General features: G+C 70.7%; 14 protein-coding genes, 2 pseudogenes and 1 riboswitch. Of the genes and pseudogenes, 9 read left to right on the forward strand and 7 right to left on the reverse strand.

Going from position 1 to position 17,933, the window contains the following annotated elements:
* Positions 1 to 65 precede the first annotated feature (65 nt).
* The 6 genes from E4N62_RS34530 (at position 66) to E4N62_RS34555 (ending at position 6,402) form a co-directional block, all read left to right on the forward strand.
* A complete protein-coding gene (locus E4N62_RS34530; protein ID WP_230220777.1) occupies positions 66 to 242 on the forward strand; it encodes a hypothetical protein in 177 nt (58 codons plus the stop codon).
* Between the two features lie 51 nt (positions 243 to 293).
* Entirely contained in the window at positions 294 to 1,400 is a 1,107-nt protein-coding gene (gene rlmN, locus E4N62_RS34535) for a 23S rRNA (adenine(2503)-C(2))-methyltransferase RlmN (protein WP_184899894.1), read from the forward strand.
* Positions 1,401 to 1,424: 24 nt separating this feature from the next.
* Positions 1,425 to 1,532, forward strand: a riboswitch (TPP riboswitch).
* Positions 1,533 to 1,623: 91 nt separating this feature from the next.
* Positions 1,624 to 2,703, forward strand: a complete 1,080-nt coding sequence (locus E4N62_RS34540) for a thiamine ABC transporter substrate binding subunit (RefSeq protein ID WP_230220782.1) — start codon at positions 1,624 to 1,626, stop codon at positions 2,701 to 2,703.
* A 197-nt stretch (positions 2,704 to 2,900) separates the two neighbouring features.
* Positions 2,901 to 4,499 (forward strand): iron ABC transporter permease, encoded by a 1,599-nt coding sequence (locus E4N62_RS34545; protein WP_230220784.1) that lies wholly within the window; start codon positions 2,901 to 2,903, stop codon positions 4,497 to 4,499.
* Between the two features lie 2 nt (positions 4,500 to 4,501).
* The gene (locus E4N62_RS34550; protein ID WP_230220974.1) at positions 4,502 to 5,536 is read left to right on the forward strand and encodes an ABC transporter ATP-binding protein; all 1,035 of its coding nucleotides are present in this window, start codon (positions 4,502 to 4,504) and stop codon (positions 5,534 to 5,536) included.
* A gap of 11 nt (positions 5,537 to 5,547) precedes the next feature.
* The gene (locus E4N62_RS34555) at positions 5,548 to 6,402 is read left to right on the forward strand and encodes a maleylpyruvate isomerase family mycothiol-dependent enzyme (RefSeq protein WP_230220786.1); all 855 of its coding nucleotides are present in this window, start codon (positions 5,548 to 5,550) and stop codon (positions 6,400 to 6,402) included.
* 73 nt (positions 6,403 to 6,475) lie between these two features.
* Here E4N62_RS34555 and E4N62_RS34560 read toward each other — a convergent pair whose 3' ends face one another.
* The 7 genes and pseudogenes from E4N62_RS34560 to E4N62_RS34590 form a co-directional block, all read right to left on the reverse strand.
* Entirely contained in the window at positions 6,476 to 7,240 is a 765-nt protein-coding gene (locus E4N62_RS34560; protein WP_230220788.1) for an LAETG motif-containing sortase-dependent surface protein, read from the reverse strand.
* 105 nt (positions 7,241 to 7,345) lie between these two features.
* Positions 7,346 to 8,512, reverse strand: coding sequence for an LOG family protein (locus E4N62_RS34565; RefSeq protein WP_230220790.1), 1,167 nt, complete (start codon positions 8,510 to 8,512; stop codon positions 7,346 to 7,348).
* Positions 8,513 to 8,663: 151 nt separating this feature from the next.
* Entirely contained in the window at positions 8,664 to 9,071 is a 408-nt protein-coding gene (locus E4N62_RS34570) for a VOC family protein (protein WP_184899902.1), read from the reverse strand.
* 109 nt (positions 9,072 to 9,180) lie between these two features.
* Positions 9,181 to 10,464, reverse strand: a pseudogene (locus E4N62_RS34575) (hypothetical protein).
* Between the two features lie 638 nt (positions 10,465 to 11,102).
* A pseudogene (locus E4N62_RS34580) lies at positions 11,103 to 11,816 on the reverse strand (ABC transporter ATP-binding protein); the annotation flags it as partial.
* Between the two features lie 278 nt (positions 11,817 to 12,094).
* Entirely contained in the window at positions 12,095 to 13,459 is a 1,365-nt protein-coding gene (locus E4N62_RS34585; protein WP_374117132.1) for an aspartate aminotransferase family protein, read from the reverse strand.
* Between the two features lie 19 nt (positions 13,460 to 13,478).
* Positions 13,479 to 14,003 carry an Lrp/AsnC family transcriptional regulator gene (locus E4N62_RS34590; RefSeq protein ID WP_230220792.1) on the reverse strand — a complete coding sequence of 175 codons (525 nt, stop codon included), beginning with the start codon at positions 14,001 to 14,003 and terminating at the stop codon, positions 13,479 to 13,481.
* 177 nt (positions 14,004 to 14,180) lie between these two features.
* Between E4N62_RS34590 and E4N62_RS34595 the strand changes: the two genes are divergently transcribed.
* The 3 genes from E4N62_RS34595 to E4N62_RS34605 all read left to right on the forward strand — a co-directional run bounded on the left by E4N62_RS34595 (position 14,181) and on the right by E4N62_RS34605 (position 17,753).
* The gene (locus E4N62_RS34595; protein WP_184899909.1) at positions 14,181 to 15,626 is read left to right on the forward strand and encodes a gamma-aminobutyraldehyde dehydrogenase; all 1,446 of its coding nucleotides are present in this window, start codon (positions 14,181 to 14,183) and stop codon (positions 15,624 to 15,626) included.
* Positions 15,627 to 15,720: 94 nt separating this feature from the next.
* Positions 15,721 to 16,878, forward strand: coding sequence for a PotD/PotF family extracellular solute-binding protein (locus E4N62_RS34600; protein ID WP_230220794.1), 1,158 nt, complete (start codon positions 15,721 to 15,723; stop codon positions 16,876 to 16,878).
* Positions 16,879 to 17,015: 137 nt separating this feature from the next.
* Entirely contained in the window at positions 17,016 to 17,753 is a 738-nt protein-coding gene (locus E4N62_RS34605; RefSeq protein WP_230220796.1) for an MBL fold metallo-hydrolase, read from the forward strand.
* Positions 17,754 to 17,933 lie beyond the last annotated feature (180 nt).

Consider the following 17,933-nt stretch of genomic DNA (forward strand, 5'->3'; position numbering starts at 1 on the left):
TCCAGGGCGGGGCCCATTGCCGTAGCCCCTCGCGAGAGCGGCAGACGTCGATAGGGTTCCTGTCCATGGGGAGAGCGCGAGTGGGGGACGACGGCAGGTATCACGGCGATCTGCAGTGCCGCTGGTGCAAGGCACTCATCGACCAGGCGGGCCGACGCAAGCCGCGGTTGTACTGCCGTATGTCCCATCGCTGGAAGACCTACGGCGCGTGGGTCGTGAGCGTGGTGGGCGGAATCTTCTGAGCCGACGACTGGCCGGGGCCATACGAATTGATCTGCGACACTGGGTGGGTTATGCCGAAGCCCGGAGAACTCACATTCGTCGCCCCCCGCGGAGCCAAGAAGCCGCCGCGGCATCTTGCTGATCTTTCGCCTGTGGAGCGGAAGGAGGCTGTTGCCGCGATCGGGGAGAAGCCGTTTCGCGCCAAGCAGCTGTCGCAGCACTACTTCGCGCGGTACGCGCACGACCCGGAGCAGTGGACCGACATCCCCGCGGGTGCGCGGACGAAGCTCCAGGAGGCGCTGCTTCCGGAGCTGATGACGGTCGTGCGGCATCTGTCGACGGACCAGGAGACCACGCGCAAGACGCTGTGGCGGCTGTTCGACGGGACGCTCGTGGAGTCGGTGCTGATGCGGTACCCGGACCGGGTCACCATGTGCATCAGCTCGCAGGCCGGATGCGGGATGAACTGTCCGTTCTGCGCGACCGGGCAGGCCGGGCTGGACCGGAATCTGTCCACCGCCGAGATCGTCCATCAGATCGTGGACGGGATGAGGGCGCTCAGGGACGGTGAGATTCCCGGCGGGCCCGCGCGGCTGTCCAACATCGTCTTCATGGGGATGGGCGAGCCGCTCGCCAACTACAACCGGGTCGTCGGGGCCATTCGCCGGCTCACCGATCCGGAGCCAGACGGGCTGGGGCTGTCGCAGCGTGGGATCACCGTGTCCACGGTCGGACTGGTGCCCGCCATCCACCGGTTCTCCGACGAGGGCTTCAAGTGCCGGCTCGCCATCTCCCTGCACGCGCCGGACGACGAACTGCGCGACACCCTCGTCCCCGTGAACACCCGGTGGAAGGTGCGCGAGGTCCTGGACGCCGGGTGGGAGTACGCGGCCAAGTCCGGGCGTCGGCTGTCCATCGAGTACGCGCTGATCCGGGACATCAACGACCAGGCATGGCGCGGTGACCGGCTGGGCCGGCTGCTCAGGGGCAAGCCGGTGCATGTGAACCTGATTCCGCTGAACCCGACTCCGGGCTCCAAGTGGACCGCCTCCCGGCCCGAGGACGAGAAGGCCTTCGTCGAGGCCATCGCCGCACACGGCGTGCCGGTGACCATCCGGGACACCCGGGGCCAGGAGATCGACGGGGCGTGCGGTCAGCTCGCGGCGACCGAGAGGTAGTCTGAGACCCGTACGTACATATTCATATTCCGACAGGGGAGCGCCACAGCGCTGAGAGTGCGGCATCCGGGCCGCAGACCCTCTGAACCTCGCCCAGGTCATTCTGGGTAGGAAGTTCGGTCATCACTCAAGCTGTTGCGCCCTGCCCGGGAGCCCTCGAAGCGACGAGGGTCCCGGGCAGGGCCGCGTCTCTTCCTGGTCACCTCCAGGAGGATTGAATTCAGTGGGCATCACCAGGAGAGCAACGGTTCTCGTCGTCGGCCTCGGGCTCGTCACGCTGTCCGCGTGCGGCTCGTCCTCGGACGACACCGGCGCCGGCGGCTCCAAGACCGTCACCCTCGTCAGCCACGGCTCCTTCGCCTACTCCAAGGACGTGCTGAAGGCGTTCGAGAAGGAGTCCGGGTACGAGGTCAAGGTGCTGAAGAGCGGCGACGCCGGGCAGGCCGTCAACCAGGCCATCCTGACCAAGGACAACCCGCAGGGCGACGTCTTCTTCGGCGTCGACAACACGCTGCTCTCGCGCGCGCTCGACAACGGCCTCTTCCAGTCGTACGAGGCGAAGGGGCTCGACAAGGTCGGGGCCGAGTACCAGTTGGACAAGGACGAGCACCGGGTCACACCCATCGACTCCGGTGACATCTGCGTCAACTACGACAAGGCGTACTTCGAGAAGAACAAGATCGAGCCGCCGAAGACCTTCGACGATCTGATCAAGCCCGAGTACAAGGACCTTCTCGTCACCGAGAACGCCTCCACATCCTCGCCGGGGCTCGGCTTCGTCCTCGGTACGGCCGCGAAGTACGGCGACGGTGGCTGGGAGGGTTACTGGGAGAAGCTCAAGGCCAACGGTGTGAAGGTCGTCGACGGCTGGGAGCAGGCGTACTACCAGGAGTTCTCCGGATCGACGGACGGCAGGAAGGCCGGGGGTGACCGGCCGCTCGTCGTCTCGTACGCCTCCTCGCCGCCCGCCGAGGTCGTCTACGCGGACCCGCGCCCGAAGACCGCGCCGACCGGGGTCGCCGAGGGGACCTGCTTCCGGCAGATCGAGTTCGCGGGGCTGCTGAGCAACGCGAAGAACGCCGAGGGCGGCAAGGCGCTGATCGACTTCCTGATCTCGAAGCGGTTCCAGGAGGACATGCCGCTCAACATGTTCGTGTACCCGGTGGTCGAGGGCGCGTCCGTGCCGGCCGAGTTCACCGAGTACGGGCCCGCGGCGAAGGACCCCGAGAGCATGGCGCCGGAGAAGATCGCCGAGAACCGTGACCAGTGGGTCAAGTCGTGGACCTCCCTCGTACTGAAGTAGTCAAGGCTGCTGAGGCAGTCAAGGCGGCTGAGGCGGCCAAGGTGGCTGAGTCAGCCGAGACGGCCGAGGGCGCCGGTTCGGCTGGGGACGTCGGGTCGGTCCGAGCCGCAGCGCGTCGATCTCGTCCGTCCCGTCGACCCCGTTCACCCCATTCACCCCGTCCCGGTCGGTCGGGCGGGGCGGCTCGGGTCGGTCTCATGGCGGTGCCCGTCGTGTTCTTCGGGGTCTTCTTCGCCTACCCCGTCGCCGCGATCGTCGTCCGGGGGCTCAAGGCGGACGGCACCTGGCACCTCGGGCGGATCGGGGAGGTGCTGGGGGATGCCGGGATCCGGCACGTGCTCTGGTTCACCACCTGGCAGGCGCTCGTCTCGACCGCGCTCACGCTGGCGATCGCGCTCCCCGGCGCATATGTGTTCGCGCGCTTCGATTTCAGGGGCAAGGAACTCCTGCGGGCGGTCGTGACCGTGCCGTTCGTCCTGCCGACCGTGGTCGTCGGGACCGCGTTCCTCGCGCTGGTCGGGCGCGGCGGGCTCTTCGACGAGCTGTGGGGCGTACGGCTGGACACGACGGTCTGGGCGATCCTCCTCGCGCATGTGTTCTTCAACTACGCCGTCGTCGTCCGGACCGTCGGCGGGCTCTGGTCGCAGCTCGACCCGCGGCAGGAGGAGGCCGCGCGGATGCTCGGCGCGTCCCCGTTCGCGGCCTGGCGCAAGGTGACCCTCCCGGCGCTCGCGCCCGCCGTGGCCGCCGCCGCGCTGATGGTCTTCCTCTTCACCTTCACCTCGTTCGGGGTGGTGCAGATCCTCGGCGGGCCGACGTTCTCCACCCTCGAAGTGGAGATCTACCGGCAGACCTCGGAGATCTTCGACCTGTCCACCGCCGCCGTGCTGACGCTGGTGCAGTTCGCCGCGGTCGGGCTGATCCTCGCCGTGCACGCCTGGACCGTCCGGCGGCGGGAGACCGCCCTGCGTCTGGTGGACGCCTCGCTCACCGCCCGGCGACCGCGCGGGGCCGGGCAGTGGGCACTGCTGGGCGTGGTCCTCGTGACGGTCGTCGTGCTGATCCTGCTGCCGTTGGGCGTGCTGGTGGAGCGGTCGCTCGACGCACCCGGCTTTGGTTACTACAAGGCGCTGACCAGTGACGAGAGCGGAATCTTCCTGGTCCCGCCGATCGAAGCGGTCGGGAACTCGCTGCGCTACGCGGCCGCCGCGACCGCCATCGCCCTGCTCGTCGGCGGACTCGCCGCCACCGCGCTCACCCGGCGGGCGGGCCGGCTCGTGAGGGGCTTCGACGCGCTGCTGATGCTGCCGCTCGGGGTGTCCGCGGTGACCGTCGGCTTCGGGTTCTTGATCGCGCTGGACGAGCCGCCGCTGGACCTGCGGTCGTCCTGGATCCTGGTACCGCTCGCCCAGGCCCTGGTCGGCGTCCCCTTCGTGGTGCGGACCATGCTGCCCGTCCTCCGGGCGGTGGACGAACGGCTGCGGGAGGCGGCGGCCGTGCTCGGGGCGTCGCCGTGGCGGGTGTGGCGCGAGGTCGACCTGCCCCTGGTGCGGCGGGCCTTGCTGGTCGCGGCCGGGTTCGCCTTCGCCGTGTCGCTCGGGGAGTTCGGGGCGACCGTCTTCATCGCGCGCGCCGACAATCCGACGCTGCCGGTCGCCGTGGCACGGCTGCTCGGACGGCCCGGCGAGCTCAACTACGGCCAGGCGATGGCCCTTTCGACGATTCTGATGGTGGTGTGCGCGGTGGCCCTGCTGGTGCTGGAACGCCTCCGTACCGATCGGACGGGGGAGTTCTGATGGTGCTGCTCAGGCTTGAGGACGCGACCGTACGGTTCGACGGGCGGTCCGTGCTCGACGCGGTCGACCTGGAGGTCGCCGAGCACGAGATCGTGTGCGTGCTGGGGCCCAGCGGCAGTGGCAAGTCGACGCTGCTGCGGGTGGTCGCCGGGCTCCAGCTCCTCGACGGCGGACGGGTCTCGCTCGACGGGCAGGACCAGCGCGGCGTGCCCGCCCACAAGCGCGGTGTCGGCCTGATGTTCCAGGACCACCAGCTCTTCCCGCAGCGGGACGTGGCGGGCAACGTCGCTTTCGGACCCCGAATGCACGGCGCGGCGAAGGACGAACGCGCCGTACGGGTACGGGAGTTGCTGGAGCTGGTCGGGCTGCCCGGGGCCGCGCGCCGGCGCGTCGGGGAGCTGTCCGGGGGCGAGCAGCAGCGGGTGGCGTTGGCCCGGGCCCTCGCGCCGCGCCCCCGGCTGCTGATGCTCGACGAGCCCCTCGGCCAGCTGGATCGATCGCTGCGGGAGCGTCTGGTCGTCGAACTCCGGGAGCTTTTCGGCGAGTTGGGGACCACCGTGTTGGCGGTCACGCACGACCAGGGCGAGGCGTTCGCGCTGGCCGACCGGGTCGTGGTGATGCGGGACGGGCGGATCGCCCAGTCCGGTACGCCCCTCGAGGTGTGGCGGCGACCGGCCGACGAGTTCGTGGCCCGTTTCCTCGGCTTCGACAACGTGGTCGACGCGACCGTGACCGGGCAGGCGGCGGACACGGCGTGGGGCAAGGTACCGGTCCCGGAGGGCTCATCGCAGGGGGCGTGCGCGCTGCTCGTGCGGCCCGCCGGCGTACGACTGGTGGACGTGGCGGACGGGCTGCGCTGCACGGTGGCCGCGCGCACGTTCCGGGGCACGCATGTCGCCCTGCACCTCCAGCCGGAGGGCGCACCACGGCTGGAGGCGGCGTGCGCGCTGCGGGACGCGCCGGAGCCCGGGGACGAGGTCGGCGTGCGCTTCGACGCGGCCGAAATCGTGGTGCTGGGGGCCGGTCCCGCCGCATAAGGTGCGGCACCATGGCGATGCGTACGCAAGAACCCCGGGCGCGGCATGAGCGCTACTGTGCCGAGATCGAGCTGCAGGTAAGGAAGTTGCGGGACCTGGTGACCTCCGGCGCGGATCTGTCGGCGACCGTGCCGACCTGTCCCGACTGGTCGCTGGAACAACTGCTGCGGCACACCGGCGGCGCCCTGCGCTGGGTCGAACTGAACGTACGGACCCGGGCGAAGGAGGAGGTCCCGGAGGCGGACGTCCCGCTGTACGACGGACCGGAGCGGCAGGGGGACCCGGCCGCGCTGGACGCCTGGCTGGCCGAGACCGGCGAGATGACCGTGGCCACGTTGCGCGAGGCGGGCCCCGAGGCGCCCGTGTGGTCGTGGGGGTGGGAGCACAGTGCGGGGTTCTGGGCCCGCAGGATGGCCCACGAGCAGGTCGTCCACGGAGCCGATGCCGCGCTCACCGTCGGACGGGCGGTCGAGGTGGCACCGGAGATCGCCGCCGACGCGATCGACGAGTGGCTGGAGATCGTGGAGTTCGTGCAGCGGACCATGCCGCACGACGAGGCGGCCGAACTGCGCGGTCCGGGGCGCAGCATCCACCTTCACGCCACCGACACCTCCGCCGAGGTCGGCGCCGAGCGGAGCGAGATGGGGGTCCCCTCGCCCGAAGGGTGGGGGAGGGTGGTCGAGCTGACCGAGGACGTGGTGCGCTGGCGGCGCGGCCATGAGAAGGCGACGGTCGCGCTGCGCGGCCCGCTGACCGAGGTACTGCTCGCCTTCTACCGCCGACTACCGCCGGACGGTGGTGAGTTGCAGGTGCTGGGGGACCGGGAGCTGCTGGACTTCTGGCTGGAGCGGGCCACGTTCGGGTGAGCGCGCCCCGGAACGGCGGGTGGCCCGTACCCCGTGGTGAAGGGGCACGGGCCACTGCCCTGGGGAACAGGGATCAGCGTGTGGAGGCCCCACGCCGCCGCATGCTGTAGTACACGGCACCGGCGCCGAGGGCGACCAGGGCGGCCGCGGCGCCGGCGATCGTGCCGGTGTTGGAGTCGGCGCCGGTCTCGGCGAGGTCGGAGTCGCCTTCGGGGGAGGGGGCGTTGTCGCCGTCCGAACCCGCGGTCGCGGTGCCCTCGGACTCCGACGCGGTGGGGGACGTCTTGGTCCGGGACGGCTCGCCCTCGTCCCCGCCCGTCTCCTTGCCCGTCTCCTTGTCTCCGTCCTTGCCGTTGTCCTTGTTCTTGTCCTTGTCCGTCTTCTCGTCGGTCGAGGGCTTCTTCGGGGCCTTCTCGGCGGCCGGCGGGGTGATGGCCTCGGCCGGGCAGGCCTCCGCGGGGGCCACCAGGATCGGCAGGTCCTCGTCGACGTAGTCCTCCGCCTTGACGTGGATGCGGTACTCGGCGTTCGGCTCCCAGTCCTCGTCGAAGGTGACGGTGACGCCCTTGGCGGTGGAGTCGACGATCGTCCGGGTGCCGACCATGCGCAGGTCGGCCCCGTTGTTCTCCAGGTAGACGCTGATCTCGGCCTTGACGCCCAGCGGGTCCACGTCGGTCACCCGGATGACCCCCGTGTCGCCCTCGCACTCGGCGACCGCGGAGAAGTCCTTGATGGTGGATGCCATGGCGTTGCCCGCGACACCGAGCACGAGTGCGGCGGCGGCGAAAGCAACACCGATGGAGCGCGAAGTCCGCGCGCTACGGGGAGATATGGACACGTTTGCCCTTCAAGGGAAGCACAGGGGAGTGGGGGTGACGGAGGGCCGCTGGGGGAGCGGCTTCCCCATGTGCCTCACAGGTTTATAAGCGCGCCATAAGCGATGTCAATCCGAAGAAGTGTTTGGACGGTCCCCAGAAGTGTTTGAACGGTCCCCGAGACGCGCCAAGGCCTCCGGCACCTCCTCGATCCGGTCGACCAACGCGATCCGGGCCTCCATCGAACGGCCCCGCGCCAGCGATCGCAGCAGTGGCCAGGTCGGCAGCCTCTCCGTCCAGTGGGCCCGGTCGACGAGCACCATGGGGGTCGGTTCGCCGCGTGACTCGTAGTAGTTGGGGGTCGCGTTGTCGAAGATCTCCTGAACGGTTCCGGCGGCTCCGGGCAGGAAGACGACGCCGGCGCCGCAGCGGGCGAGGAGGCCGTCCTCGCGGGTGGCGTTGGCGAAGTACTTGGCGATGTGCGAGGCGAACGGGTTCGGCGGCTCGTGGCCGTAGAACCAGGTGGGGATGCCGACGGAGGCGCCGCCCCTCGGCCAGCGGGTGCGCACCTCGAAGGCGGCGCTCGCCCAGTCGGTGATCGACGGCGTGAACATCGGTGCCTTCGCCAGCAGTCGCAGCGCCTCGGTGAGCATCTCGTCGCCGTACGGGGCCGCGTAGGCGCCCACGTTCGCCGCCTCCATCGCGCCCGGACCACCCCCGGTGGCGACCGTGAGACCCGAGCGGGCCAGGGTGCGGCCGAGGCGGGCGGCGCCCTCGTACTCCTCGGCGCCGCGCGCCATCGCGTGGCCGCCCATCACCCCCACCACCCGGGCCTTGGAGAGGAGTTCGTCGAGGGCGTCCGAGACGGAGTCGTCGTGGACGGCGCGCAGCATGGAGGCGTAGACGTCCCGGTCGGCCTTGGTGCGTTGGAACCAGGCGTACGCGCGGGCGTCGGGTGTGGCCTCGTAGCCGCCGTCGGACAGGGACGCGAAGAGTTCGTCGGGGGAGTAGAGCAGGCCCCGGTACGGGTCGAAGGGCAGACCGGGGACGGGTGGGAAGACCAGGGCGCCGTCCGTGCGTATCTTCGCCGCCGCCTCCGGGCGCATCGGGCAGCCGAGGAAGACGGCCTCCGCCGTGTCGGTGGCGAGCAGTTCACGCGTACGGTCCGTCAGATCGACGGCCTGGACGCGGAATCCGGCGAGGGTGCCCCGTGCCGAGACGGTCGCGTCGAACTCCTCGATCGTCTCGATCTCGTGGTCGTCGTGGTGGGCCGCGTGGGCGGGCAGCGTCTGCACCCGTCCATGCTAGGTCGCTCCGCCGGGTTGGCCGGGGTGCCCAGGGGTCGGGGGCGATCAGGTGTGGCGGGTGCGCGTGGGTGGGGGCTCGCGCAGTTCCCCGCGCCCCTGACGGGCGCGGGGGTACGCGTCGGGTGGACCGGCGGAGCGTTCAGCCCTCGATCGCGGACGGGTCCATCCATACGACCTCCCAGGTGTGGCCGTCGAGGTCGTCGAAGGCGCGGCCGTACATGAAGTCCATCTCCTGCACCTTCTCCGACGCGGTGCCGCCGGCGGCGACCGCCTTCTCGACCAGTTCGTCGACCTTCGCGCGGCTCTCGGCGCTCAGACAGAGCAGCACCTCGCTGGTCTTCGAGGCATCCGCGATCTCCTTCTTGGTGAAGGTCGCGTAGAACGGCTTGGTGAGCAGCATCGCCACGATGGTGTCGCTGATCACGACGGAGGCCGCGTTCTCGTCGCTGAACTGGGGGTTGAGCGAGTAGCCGAGCTCCGTGAAGAACTTCTTCGAGGCGTCGAGGTCGTTCACGGGCAGGTTCACGAAGATCATCTGCTGGTACATGGCGGGGTCGCTCCTGTATCCGTCGTATCCGTTTCGGTCCGTTCGGAGGGGTAGACCGAGGGCCCCGGCGAAACTCATCGCCGCGCGCGAACTTTTTTCGTACGAGTTCTCAGGCGGCCAGCGGTAGCGCCGCGACCTGGGCGATCGTCCAGGTCAGGGTGCCGAACACGGCGAGGAGGGCGCCCGCGCGGAGCAGGGCCGCCTGCCGGGGCAGGGCGCGGGGCGCCCCCAGCCGCACCAGCGCGGCCATGGTGTCCGCGCGGGCCCGCCGAGCCTCGACGGCGGCTGTCGCGAGGGTGAGCACGGCGCAGCCGGCGACCACGAGCGCGCCCAACAGGGTCAGCGGGCCGACCGTGGGGCGTACGCCTGAGGCCAGCGTCACCATGGCGTACGCGCCGGAGGCCACCGCGCAGACCACGCCGAGCGGGCGACCGATGCGCCGGGCCTCCTCCTGGAGCACGCGCCCGGCGAGGAGCCGCCGTGCGCCGGGGCGTACGGACTGGAGCAGGCGTCCGGTGAGGTGGGTGAGGCCGGGCCCGGTGAGGACCAGCCCCAGGGCGGTGAGCAGCCAGCCGCCGAGGACGCCCGCGGGGCTGTCGGCGAAGCCGCCGGGGAGGGTGAGGCCGGAGTGTTCGCCGGACCGGCCGGCGTAGGTCTCCAGGGCGAGGCCGACGGCGAGCACCGTGATGCCCCAGGGGAGGCCGCCGGGGGCCGGTCGCGGTGCCGGCGGTTCCGTCGGCTCATGAGCGGTCTCGGAGACGGTCCCTTCCTCGTTGTCCGGCTCCTCCTCGTACCTCGTGGCGCCCGCCGGGGGCGCGGTGCGCCGGCCGATGGCGAAGGTGTCGTACGCCATGAAGCGGGTTCGGGGGCCGGTGGGCCGGGTCCTGGTGTCCTTGGGGCGCAGGACGAGTGCGGTGGTGACGGAGGCGGCGGCCGGGACGACGCTGAGGAGGGTGAGGGCGGCCGGGAGGGGCAGGGGCCGTCCGGCGGCGAGGACGTCCATGGCCGCGCCGTCGAAGGGGAGGCCGGTGAGGTCGCCGCGCAGATGGAGGAAGAAGAGGAGGGCGAGGAGGGAGCCGAGGACGGTGGACAGGGCCGTGGTGACCGCGGAGATGGCCATGAAGTGGCTGGGGCCGAGGCCGATCGCGGAGAGCCGGGGCGGGGCGGGTGCCAGGGTCGGTGCGGGCGACCGTCACCGCGAAGTACAGTGGCGGCGGCGGGCGCCACGCACCAGGCCAGGCGGGCACCGGCCGGACGGGGCGTGCGGGTGGGCCATGGCGTGGCCGAGGGCGCAGAGCAGCAGGAAGCCGGTGCCGCCGGCGGCCGCGGCCACCAGGAGCCGGCGGAGCTGGACCACGGGGTGGGCCCGGCGGGCTAGACGGAGAGCGAGCACGCTGCCCGGCCTTCCCCGTCGGCCGCGGAGGGCCGCGCCGCCCCGGCCGACGGACCCTCGGCTCCGCCGGACTGCCGGGCTTCCCCTTCGGCGGGGGGCCGGGTTTCTCCTTCGGTGGCGGGGCGTACGACTTCTGTGGTGGGGGCCGGTTGTTCGTCGGCTTGGGCGGGCTGCCTGGTGGCGTTTTCGGCGGGTGACGGGGCTTGTCCTTCGGTGGGCGGCCGGGCCTCTCCTTCGGCTGCGGGGCGAACCACTTCGGTGGCGGGGCGGTCGGCATCCATGGCGAGGGCCGGGCGACCGTCGGCTCCGCCGGACTGCCGGGCTTCCCCTTCGGCGGGGGCCGGGTTTCTCCTTCGGTGGCGGGGCGTACGACTTCTGCGGTGGGGGCGGTTGTTCGTCGGCGGCTTGGGGCGTGGGTCGGGCTTTCCCTTCGGCGGGTGGCCGGGCATCCCCTCGGCTGCGGGCGGGGCCGCCTCCGGCGTGGGGAGGGAGGCTTCGGGGCCGTGGCCTCGGGCGGGTCGCCGGGGTGGGGGCGTTGTCGTGTCGGGGGTGGGCCCGTTCGGTGTCGTGGTGACTGGGTTCGGCCGAGGCGGTGCGGGGCGGCGCGGGAGGGGGGCCGGTGGGGTGCGGCGGTCGGTGCGGGGCTCGGGGGGCGTGGTGGCGGGCAGGTGAACCGTCTTCACTTGGCGGCCGTCCAGGAGGGACACCGTGCGGTCTGCCAGGGCCGCCGTGTCGGGGTCGTGGGTGGCGAGGACGACCGTGATCCGGTGGGAGCGGGCCGCCGTGGTGAGCGTGCGCAGGACGTGGGTGTGTTCGGCGCGGTGCAGCGGGGCGGTCGGTTCGTCGGCGAAGAGGACCGTGGGGGCGCAGACGAGGGCGCGGGCCACCACCACGCGCTGGCGCTCCGACTGGCGGAGGGCGTGCGGGCGCTTGCGGGCCAGGTCGCGAACGTCGAGGCGCTCCAGCCACTCCAGGGCGGCGGCCTTGGCGGCCCGACGCCCGGTGCCGCGCAGCATGAGCGGCAGGGCGGTGTTCTCCCAGACGTTCAGCTCGGGGACGAGGACCGGCTCGGGGTCGATCCACCCGAAGCGGTCGAGCCGCAGCCGTTCCCGGGCGAGCGCCCCCATCGTGTGCACGGGGACGCTGTTGAACCACACCTCTCCCCGCTGGGCCCGCAACTGTCCGGACAGGCACCGCAGGAGCGTGGTCTTGCCGCTGCCGCGCGGGCCGGTGACGGCGAGGATCTCGCCCTCCCGGACCCCCATCGACACACCGTGCAGGGCGGGCGTGCCGTCGTGCGCGTAGGTCAGACCACGTGCCCAGAGCACGTCGTTGTCCGGCGGGGCCACCATGGGCGTACACCTCGGTTCGGATCAGGATTGCCGGGGGAGCCCCCCGTCCGGGGGAACGAAGGCAGGGCCGATCGGTTACAGAGGCACGCTAGGGAGTCGGGGCGGCGGGGGGCGGACAGCACACGGCCCGGGGCGCCCCCATCTCACTCGGATGGGGGCGCCCCGGGCCGCGAGACGGGCGGTTCGCGCCCCACCGCCGGAAGGCGACGAGGCCGGAGACCGCGGCGGTGGGGTGTGACGGGTGCGGCGCCCGCACCAGATCGCAGACGGCAAGCTGCCTACAGCAGGGTCCACGCCTCCGTCAGCGTCGCGCGCAGGATCTGTTCGATCTCGTCGAAGGTCGACTGGTCGGAGATCAGCGGCGGGGCGAGCTGCACGACCGGGTCGCCGCGGTCGTCGGCCCGGCAGTAGAGGCCGTTCTCGAACAGCTTCTTCGACAGGAAGCCGTAGAGGATCCGCTCGGTCTCGTTGTCGTCGAAGCTCTCCTTCGTCGCCTTGTCCTTGACCAGCTCGATTCCGTAGAAATAGCCGTTGCCGCGGACGTCGCCGACGATCGGCAGGTCGTGCAGCTTCTCCAGGGTGGACCGGAAGGCCGCCTCGTTGTCGAGGACGTGCTGGTTGAGCTTCTCGCGCTCGAACAGGTCGAGGTTGGCGAGGCCGACGGCCGCGGAGACCGGGTGGCCGCCGAAGGTGTAGCCGTGCAGGAAGGTGTTGTCGCCCTTGTAGAAGGGCTCGGCTATGCGGTCCGAGACGACGCAGGCGCCGATCGGGGAGTAGCCGGAGGTCATGCCCTTGGCGCAGGTGATCATGTCCGGGACGTAGCCGAACTTGTCGCAGGCGAACATCGTGCCGAGCCTGCCGAAGGCGCAGATGACCTCGTCCGACACCAGCAGGACGTCGTACTGGTCGCAGATCTCGCGGACCCGCCGGAAGTAGCCGGGCGGCGGCGGGAAGCAGCCCCCGGCGTTCTGCACCGGCTCCAGGAAGACGGCCGCGACCGTCTCCGGACCCTCGAAGAGGATCTGCTGCTCGATCTGGTCGGCGGCCCAGCGGCCGAAGGCCTCCGGGTCGTCGCCGTGGATCGGGGCGCGGTAGATGTTGGTGTTCGGGACCTTGTGCGCGCCCGGCACCAGCGGCTCGAAGGGGGCCTTCAGGGCCGGCAGGCCGGTGATGGACAGGGCGCCCTGCGGGGTGCCGTGGTAGGCGACGGCACGGGAGATGACCTTGTACTTGGTCGGCTTGCCCTGGAGCTTGAAGTACTGCTTGGCGAGCTTCCAGGCCGTCTCGACCGCCTCGCCGCCGCCGGTGGTGAAGAAGACCTTGTTCAGATCGCCGGGCGCATGGGAGGCGATACGTTCCGCCAGCTCGACGGCCTTCGGGTGGGCGTACGACCACACCGGGAAGAAGGCCAGCTCCTGCGCCTGCTTGAACGCGGTCTCCGCCAGTTCGGTGCGGCCGTGGCCGGCCTGGACCACGAAGAGACCGGCGAGACCGTCGAGGTACCGCTTGCCCTTGTCGTCGTAGATGTACGTGCCCTCGCCCCGGACGATGGTGGGGACCGGGGAGTTCTCGTACGAGGACATGCGGGTGAAGTGCATCCACAGGTGGTCGTACGCGGTCTGGCTGAGGTCCTTGGGGCTCACGGCTTATCCGTCCTCACGGTCATCGGGTTCCCCACATGTAGGTCTGCTTCTTGAGCTTGAGGTAGACGAAGCTCTCGGTGGAGCGCACGCCGGGCAGGGTCCGGATGCGCTTGTTGATGACCTCCAGGAGGTGGTCGTCGTCTTCGCAGACGACCTCCGCCATCAGGTCGAAGGAGCCGGCGGTGATCACGATGTACTCGACCTCCGACATGGCCGTCAGGGCGTCCGCCACGGGATCCAGATCGCCGTCGACGTTGATGCCGAGCATCGCCTGCCGCCGGAAACCCACGGTGAGCGGGTCGGTGACGGCGACGATCTGCATCACGCCCTGGTCGAGCAGCTTCTGGACGCGCTGGCGCACGGCCGCCTCGGAGAGGCCGACGGCCTTGCCGATCGCGGCGTACGGCCGACGGCCGTCCTCCTGCAGCTGCTCGACGATGGCGAGGGAGACGGCGTCCAACTGGGGAGTGCCGTTCCTGGGCTCCTTGGAGTCCTTGGAGTCCTTCTGCTCTGAGCTTCGACTGGCCACGGGCACACTGTGCACGACGTCTCGACAGTTCCGCAAGGCTGAACCGATGAAATTCGTTGTTTACGAGGTCGTAGCTTGCGGATTTCGCAGTCAGCGAGGTGTCAGGGGTGTTGAAAACGTGGGGCGGCGGATTAGGGTGGTGTCTCAAGGGATGGACACCCCAACCTGGACACCGAACCTGGAGGGCCGGCAGTGAGCACCGAGCTGGGTCGACTGCGCACGCTACGAAACTACGTCGACGGGGAGTTCCGTGACGCCGTCGACGGACGGACCACCGAGGTGGTCAACCCCGCGACGGGCGAGGCCTACGCGACCGCGCCCCTGTCGGGTCAGGCCGATGTCGACGCGGCGATGGCCGCCGCCGAGGCCGCGTTCCCGGGCTGGCGGGACACGACCCCGGCCGAGCGTCAGAAGGCCCTGCTGAAGATCGCCGACGCGTTCGAGGAGCGGGCCGAGGAACTCATCGCGGCGGAGGTGGAGAACACGGGCAAGCCGATCGGGCTGACCCGCTCCGAGGAGATCCCGCCGATGGTGGACCAGATCCGCTTCTTCGCGGGCGCCGCGCGGATGCTGGAGGGCCGCTCGGCCGGAGAGTACATGGAGGGCATGACCTCGATCGTCCGCCGTGAGCCGGTCGGTGTCTGCGCCCAGGTCGCGCCCTGGAACTACCCGATGATGATGGCCGTGTGGAAGTTCGCGCCGGCGATCGCCGCGGGCAACACGGTCGTGCTGAAGCCGTCGGACACGACGCCCGCGTCGACCGTCCTGATGGCCGAGATCATCGGGGCGATCCTGCCCAAGGGCGTCTTCAACGTCATCACCGGCGACCGTGACACCGGCCGGCTGATGGTCGAGCACCCGGTCCCGGCCATGGCGTCCATCACCGGGTCCGTGCGAGCCGGCATGTCCGTCGCCGAGTCCGCGTCCAGGGACCTTAAGCGGGTCCACCTGGAGCTGGGCGGCAAGGCGCCGGTCGTCGTCTTCGCCGACACCGACATCGCCAAGGCCGTCGAGGACATCTCGGTGGCGGGCTTCTTCAACGCCGGGCAGGACTGTACGGCCGCGACCCGTGTCCTCGTCCAGGAGGGCATCCACGACGAGTTCGTGGCCGCGCTCGCGAAGGCGGCGGCCGAGACGAAGACCGGGCAGCCGGACGACGAGGACGTGCTGTACGGCCCGCTCAACAACCCCAACCAGCTCAAGCAGGTCGCCGGGTTCATCGAGCGGCTGCCGGCCCACGCCAAGGTCGAGGCCGGTGGCCACCAGGTCGGTGAGAAGGGGTACTTCTACGCGCCGACCGTCGTCTCCGGGCTGAAGCAGGACGACGAGATCATCCAGAAGGAGGTCTTCGGGCCGGTCATCACCGTGCAGTCCTTCTCCGACGAGGGACAGGCCGTCGAGTGGGCGAACGGCGTGGAGTACGCGCTGGCCTCGTCGGTGTGGACGAAGGACCACGGGCGGGCCATGCGGATGTCGAAGGCGCTGGACTTCGGGTGTGTGTGGATCAACACGCACATCCCGCTGGTCGCGGAGATGCCGCACGGCGGGTTCAAGAAGTCCGGGTACGGCAAGGACCTCTCGGGTTACGGGTTCGACGACTACACGCGGATCAAGCACGTGATGACGTCGCTGGACTGAGGGTTCGGTTGTCGGCTGAGGGTTCGTCGTGGTTGATCGCGCAGTTCCCCGCGCCCTCGTAGGGCCTTCGGCCCATCGGGGCGCGGGGGCCCGTATGTTCACGCGTCGCTCCCTGCTGGGTGTGGGGGCGGCTTTCGGCGCACTCGCCGGGTGCGGTGTGCCCGCCGCCTACGTGGCGCCCGGGGACCGGGCCGGGGTCGACCTCTCGGCCCGGGACAAGCGGCTGAGCTGGTCGAACTGGCCGCTCTACATCGACACGGACGACGAGGACGACACACGGCGGCCGACGCTGGAGGCGTTCGAGGAGCGCACCGGGATCGCCGTCGACTACGTCGAGGAGATCAACGACAACGACGAGTTCTTCGGCAAGATCGGCCCGGCTCTGATGAACCATCAGCAGACCGGCCGTGACCTCGTCGTCGTCAGTGACTGGATGTGCGCGCGGTTCGTACGGCTCGGCTGGGTGCAGGAGATGGACCGGGCCCGGCAGCCCAACGTCGGCCGCCATCTCGATCCGCAGCTCCGGTCGCCCGCCTTCGATCCGGGCCGGGCCTGCACGGTGCCGTGGCAGTCGGGAATCACCGGTATCGCGTACAACCGGCGGAAGGTGGGCCGCGAGATACGCCGGGTCGCCGACCTGTGGGCGGACGACCTCAAGGGGCGGGTCACCCTGTTCTCCGGTCCGGACGAGGCGTTCGCGTTGCTGATGCAGGCCAACGGGGTCGATGTGACCCGCTGGACGGCGGACGACTTCCACACCGTCTGCGACCAGGTCGCCTCCCGCGTCCGGGCCGGCCACATCCGCCGCCTCACGGGCAACGACTACATCAAGGACCTCTCCAGCGGGGACGTCCTCGCCTGCCAGGCCTACTCGGGGGACGTGATCCAACTCCAGGCCGACGACCCGGACATCCGGTTCGTCGTGCCCGAGGAGGGCGCCGAACTCTGGTCCGAGTCCCTGATGATCCCCAACCTCGCACGCCACAAGGCGAGCGCCGAGCGCCTCGTCGACCACTACTACGACCCCGAGGTGGCCGCCGAGCTCGCCGCCTGGGTCAACTACGTGTGCCCCGTCCCGGCGGCCCGCGACGTCCTGGCCTCGGCCAAGGACCGGGAGACCGCCGCCCTCGCCGAGGACCCCCTGATCTTCCCCGACGACGTGATGCGCGCCCGGCTCGCGGTCGCCCGGGACATCACCTCCGGGGAGCGGCGCGAGTTCGCCCGGCGGTGGAACGGGATCGTGGGGCTCTAGGGACGGGCGGTGTGCCGCTGAGGGGTCGCCTCCGGGGCGGTACCGGCGTTGGGGAAGGCGGGGGAGGGCCGTCGTGCGGCCGAACCGTCGGGTGGTCCTCTCCGACCTCGTCGGTATCGAGAGCAGGAGGGGCCGTCATGCGGCTGACCGACCATGTCACGCTCGTCGCCAGCGGAGCGTACGGATTCGATCTGAGCGACGCGTCGGACTGCCACGTCTATCTGGTGAGGGGCGCCCGGCACAGTGCGCTCGTGGACGCCGGAGCGGGCCGGTCCGCCGAGGCGATCGTGCGCGCGGTGCGTGCAACCGGCGCCGACCCCGGTCATCTCCTTCTCACCCACGGCCACGCCGACCACGCGGGTGGAGCCGCCGCGCTCGCCGAACGGCTGCCCGGACTGCGCGTGCTGGCCGGCGCCGAAGCCACGGGCTGGATCGCGACGGGCGACGAAGCGGGCGTCAGCCTGGACCGCGGAAAGGCCTCCGGGTACTACCCGGCCGACTACACCTTCGCCCCCTGCCCCCGGGTCGAGGCGCTGGCAGACGGCGTGGAGATCGACCTCGGTGGCGGCGTGGTCCTGCGGGCCGTCGCTACGCCCGGGCACGCGGACGGCCACCTCTGCTACCACCTGCGCACCCCCGACCACCAGGCACTCTTCTCCGGGGACTGTGTCTTCACCGGGGGACGCGTCTCCCTGCAGAACCTGCACGACTGCCGGGTCCCCGAGTACGCCGCCAGTCTGACCCGGCTGGCCGCGCTGGACGTGGACGCGCTGTTCCCCGGCCATCACGAGATCTCGCTCGCGCGGGCCGGACGGCACCTGGCGGCGGCCCGTGACATCCTCGCCCGTGGACTGCTGCCGAAGAGCACCACATGACTCCGTAGTGACTCGGTAATGACTCCGTACGACTCTGTGCGGACTTGGGTGAATACGCCTGACTTCCTTTCTCTTCAGGCCGTTCCGGGGGTAATTGGGGCGAGCGAATTCGTGGCGACCCTGTGGAGATAATGCAACGGTCCGGCGCGTGGTGGCGTTTTATCGGCCTTTCGTAGTCGA

The sequence above is a fragment of the Streptomyces sp. MNU76 genome (assembly GCF_020982545.1).
Lineage (GTDB): Bacteria > Actinomycetota > Actinomycetes > Streptomycetales > Streptomycetaceae > Streptomyces.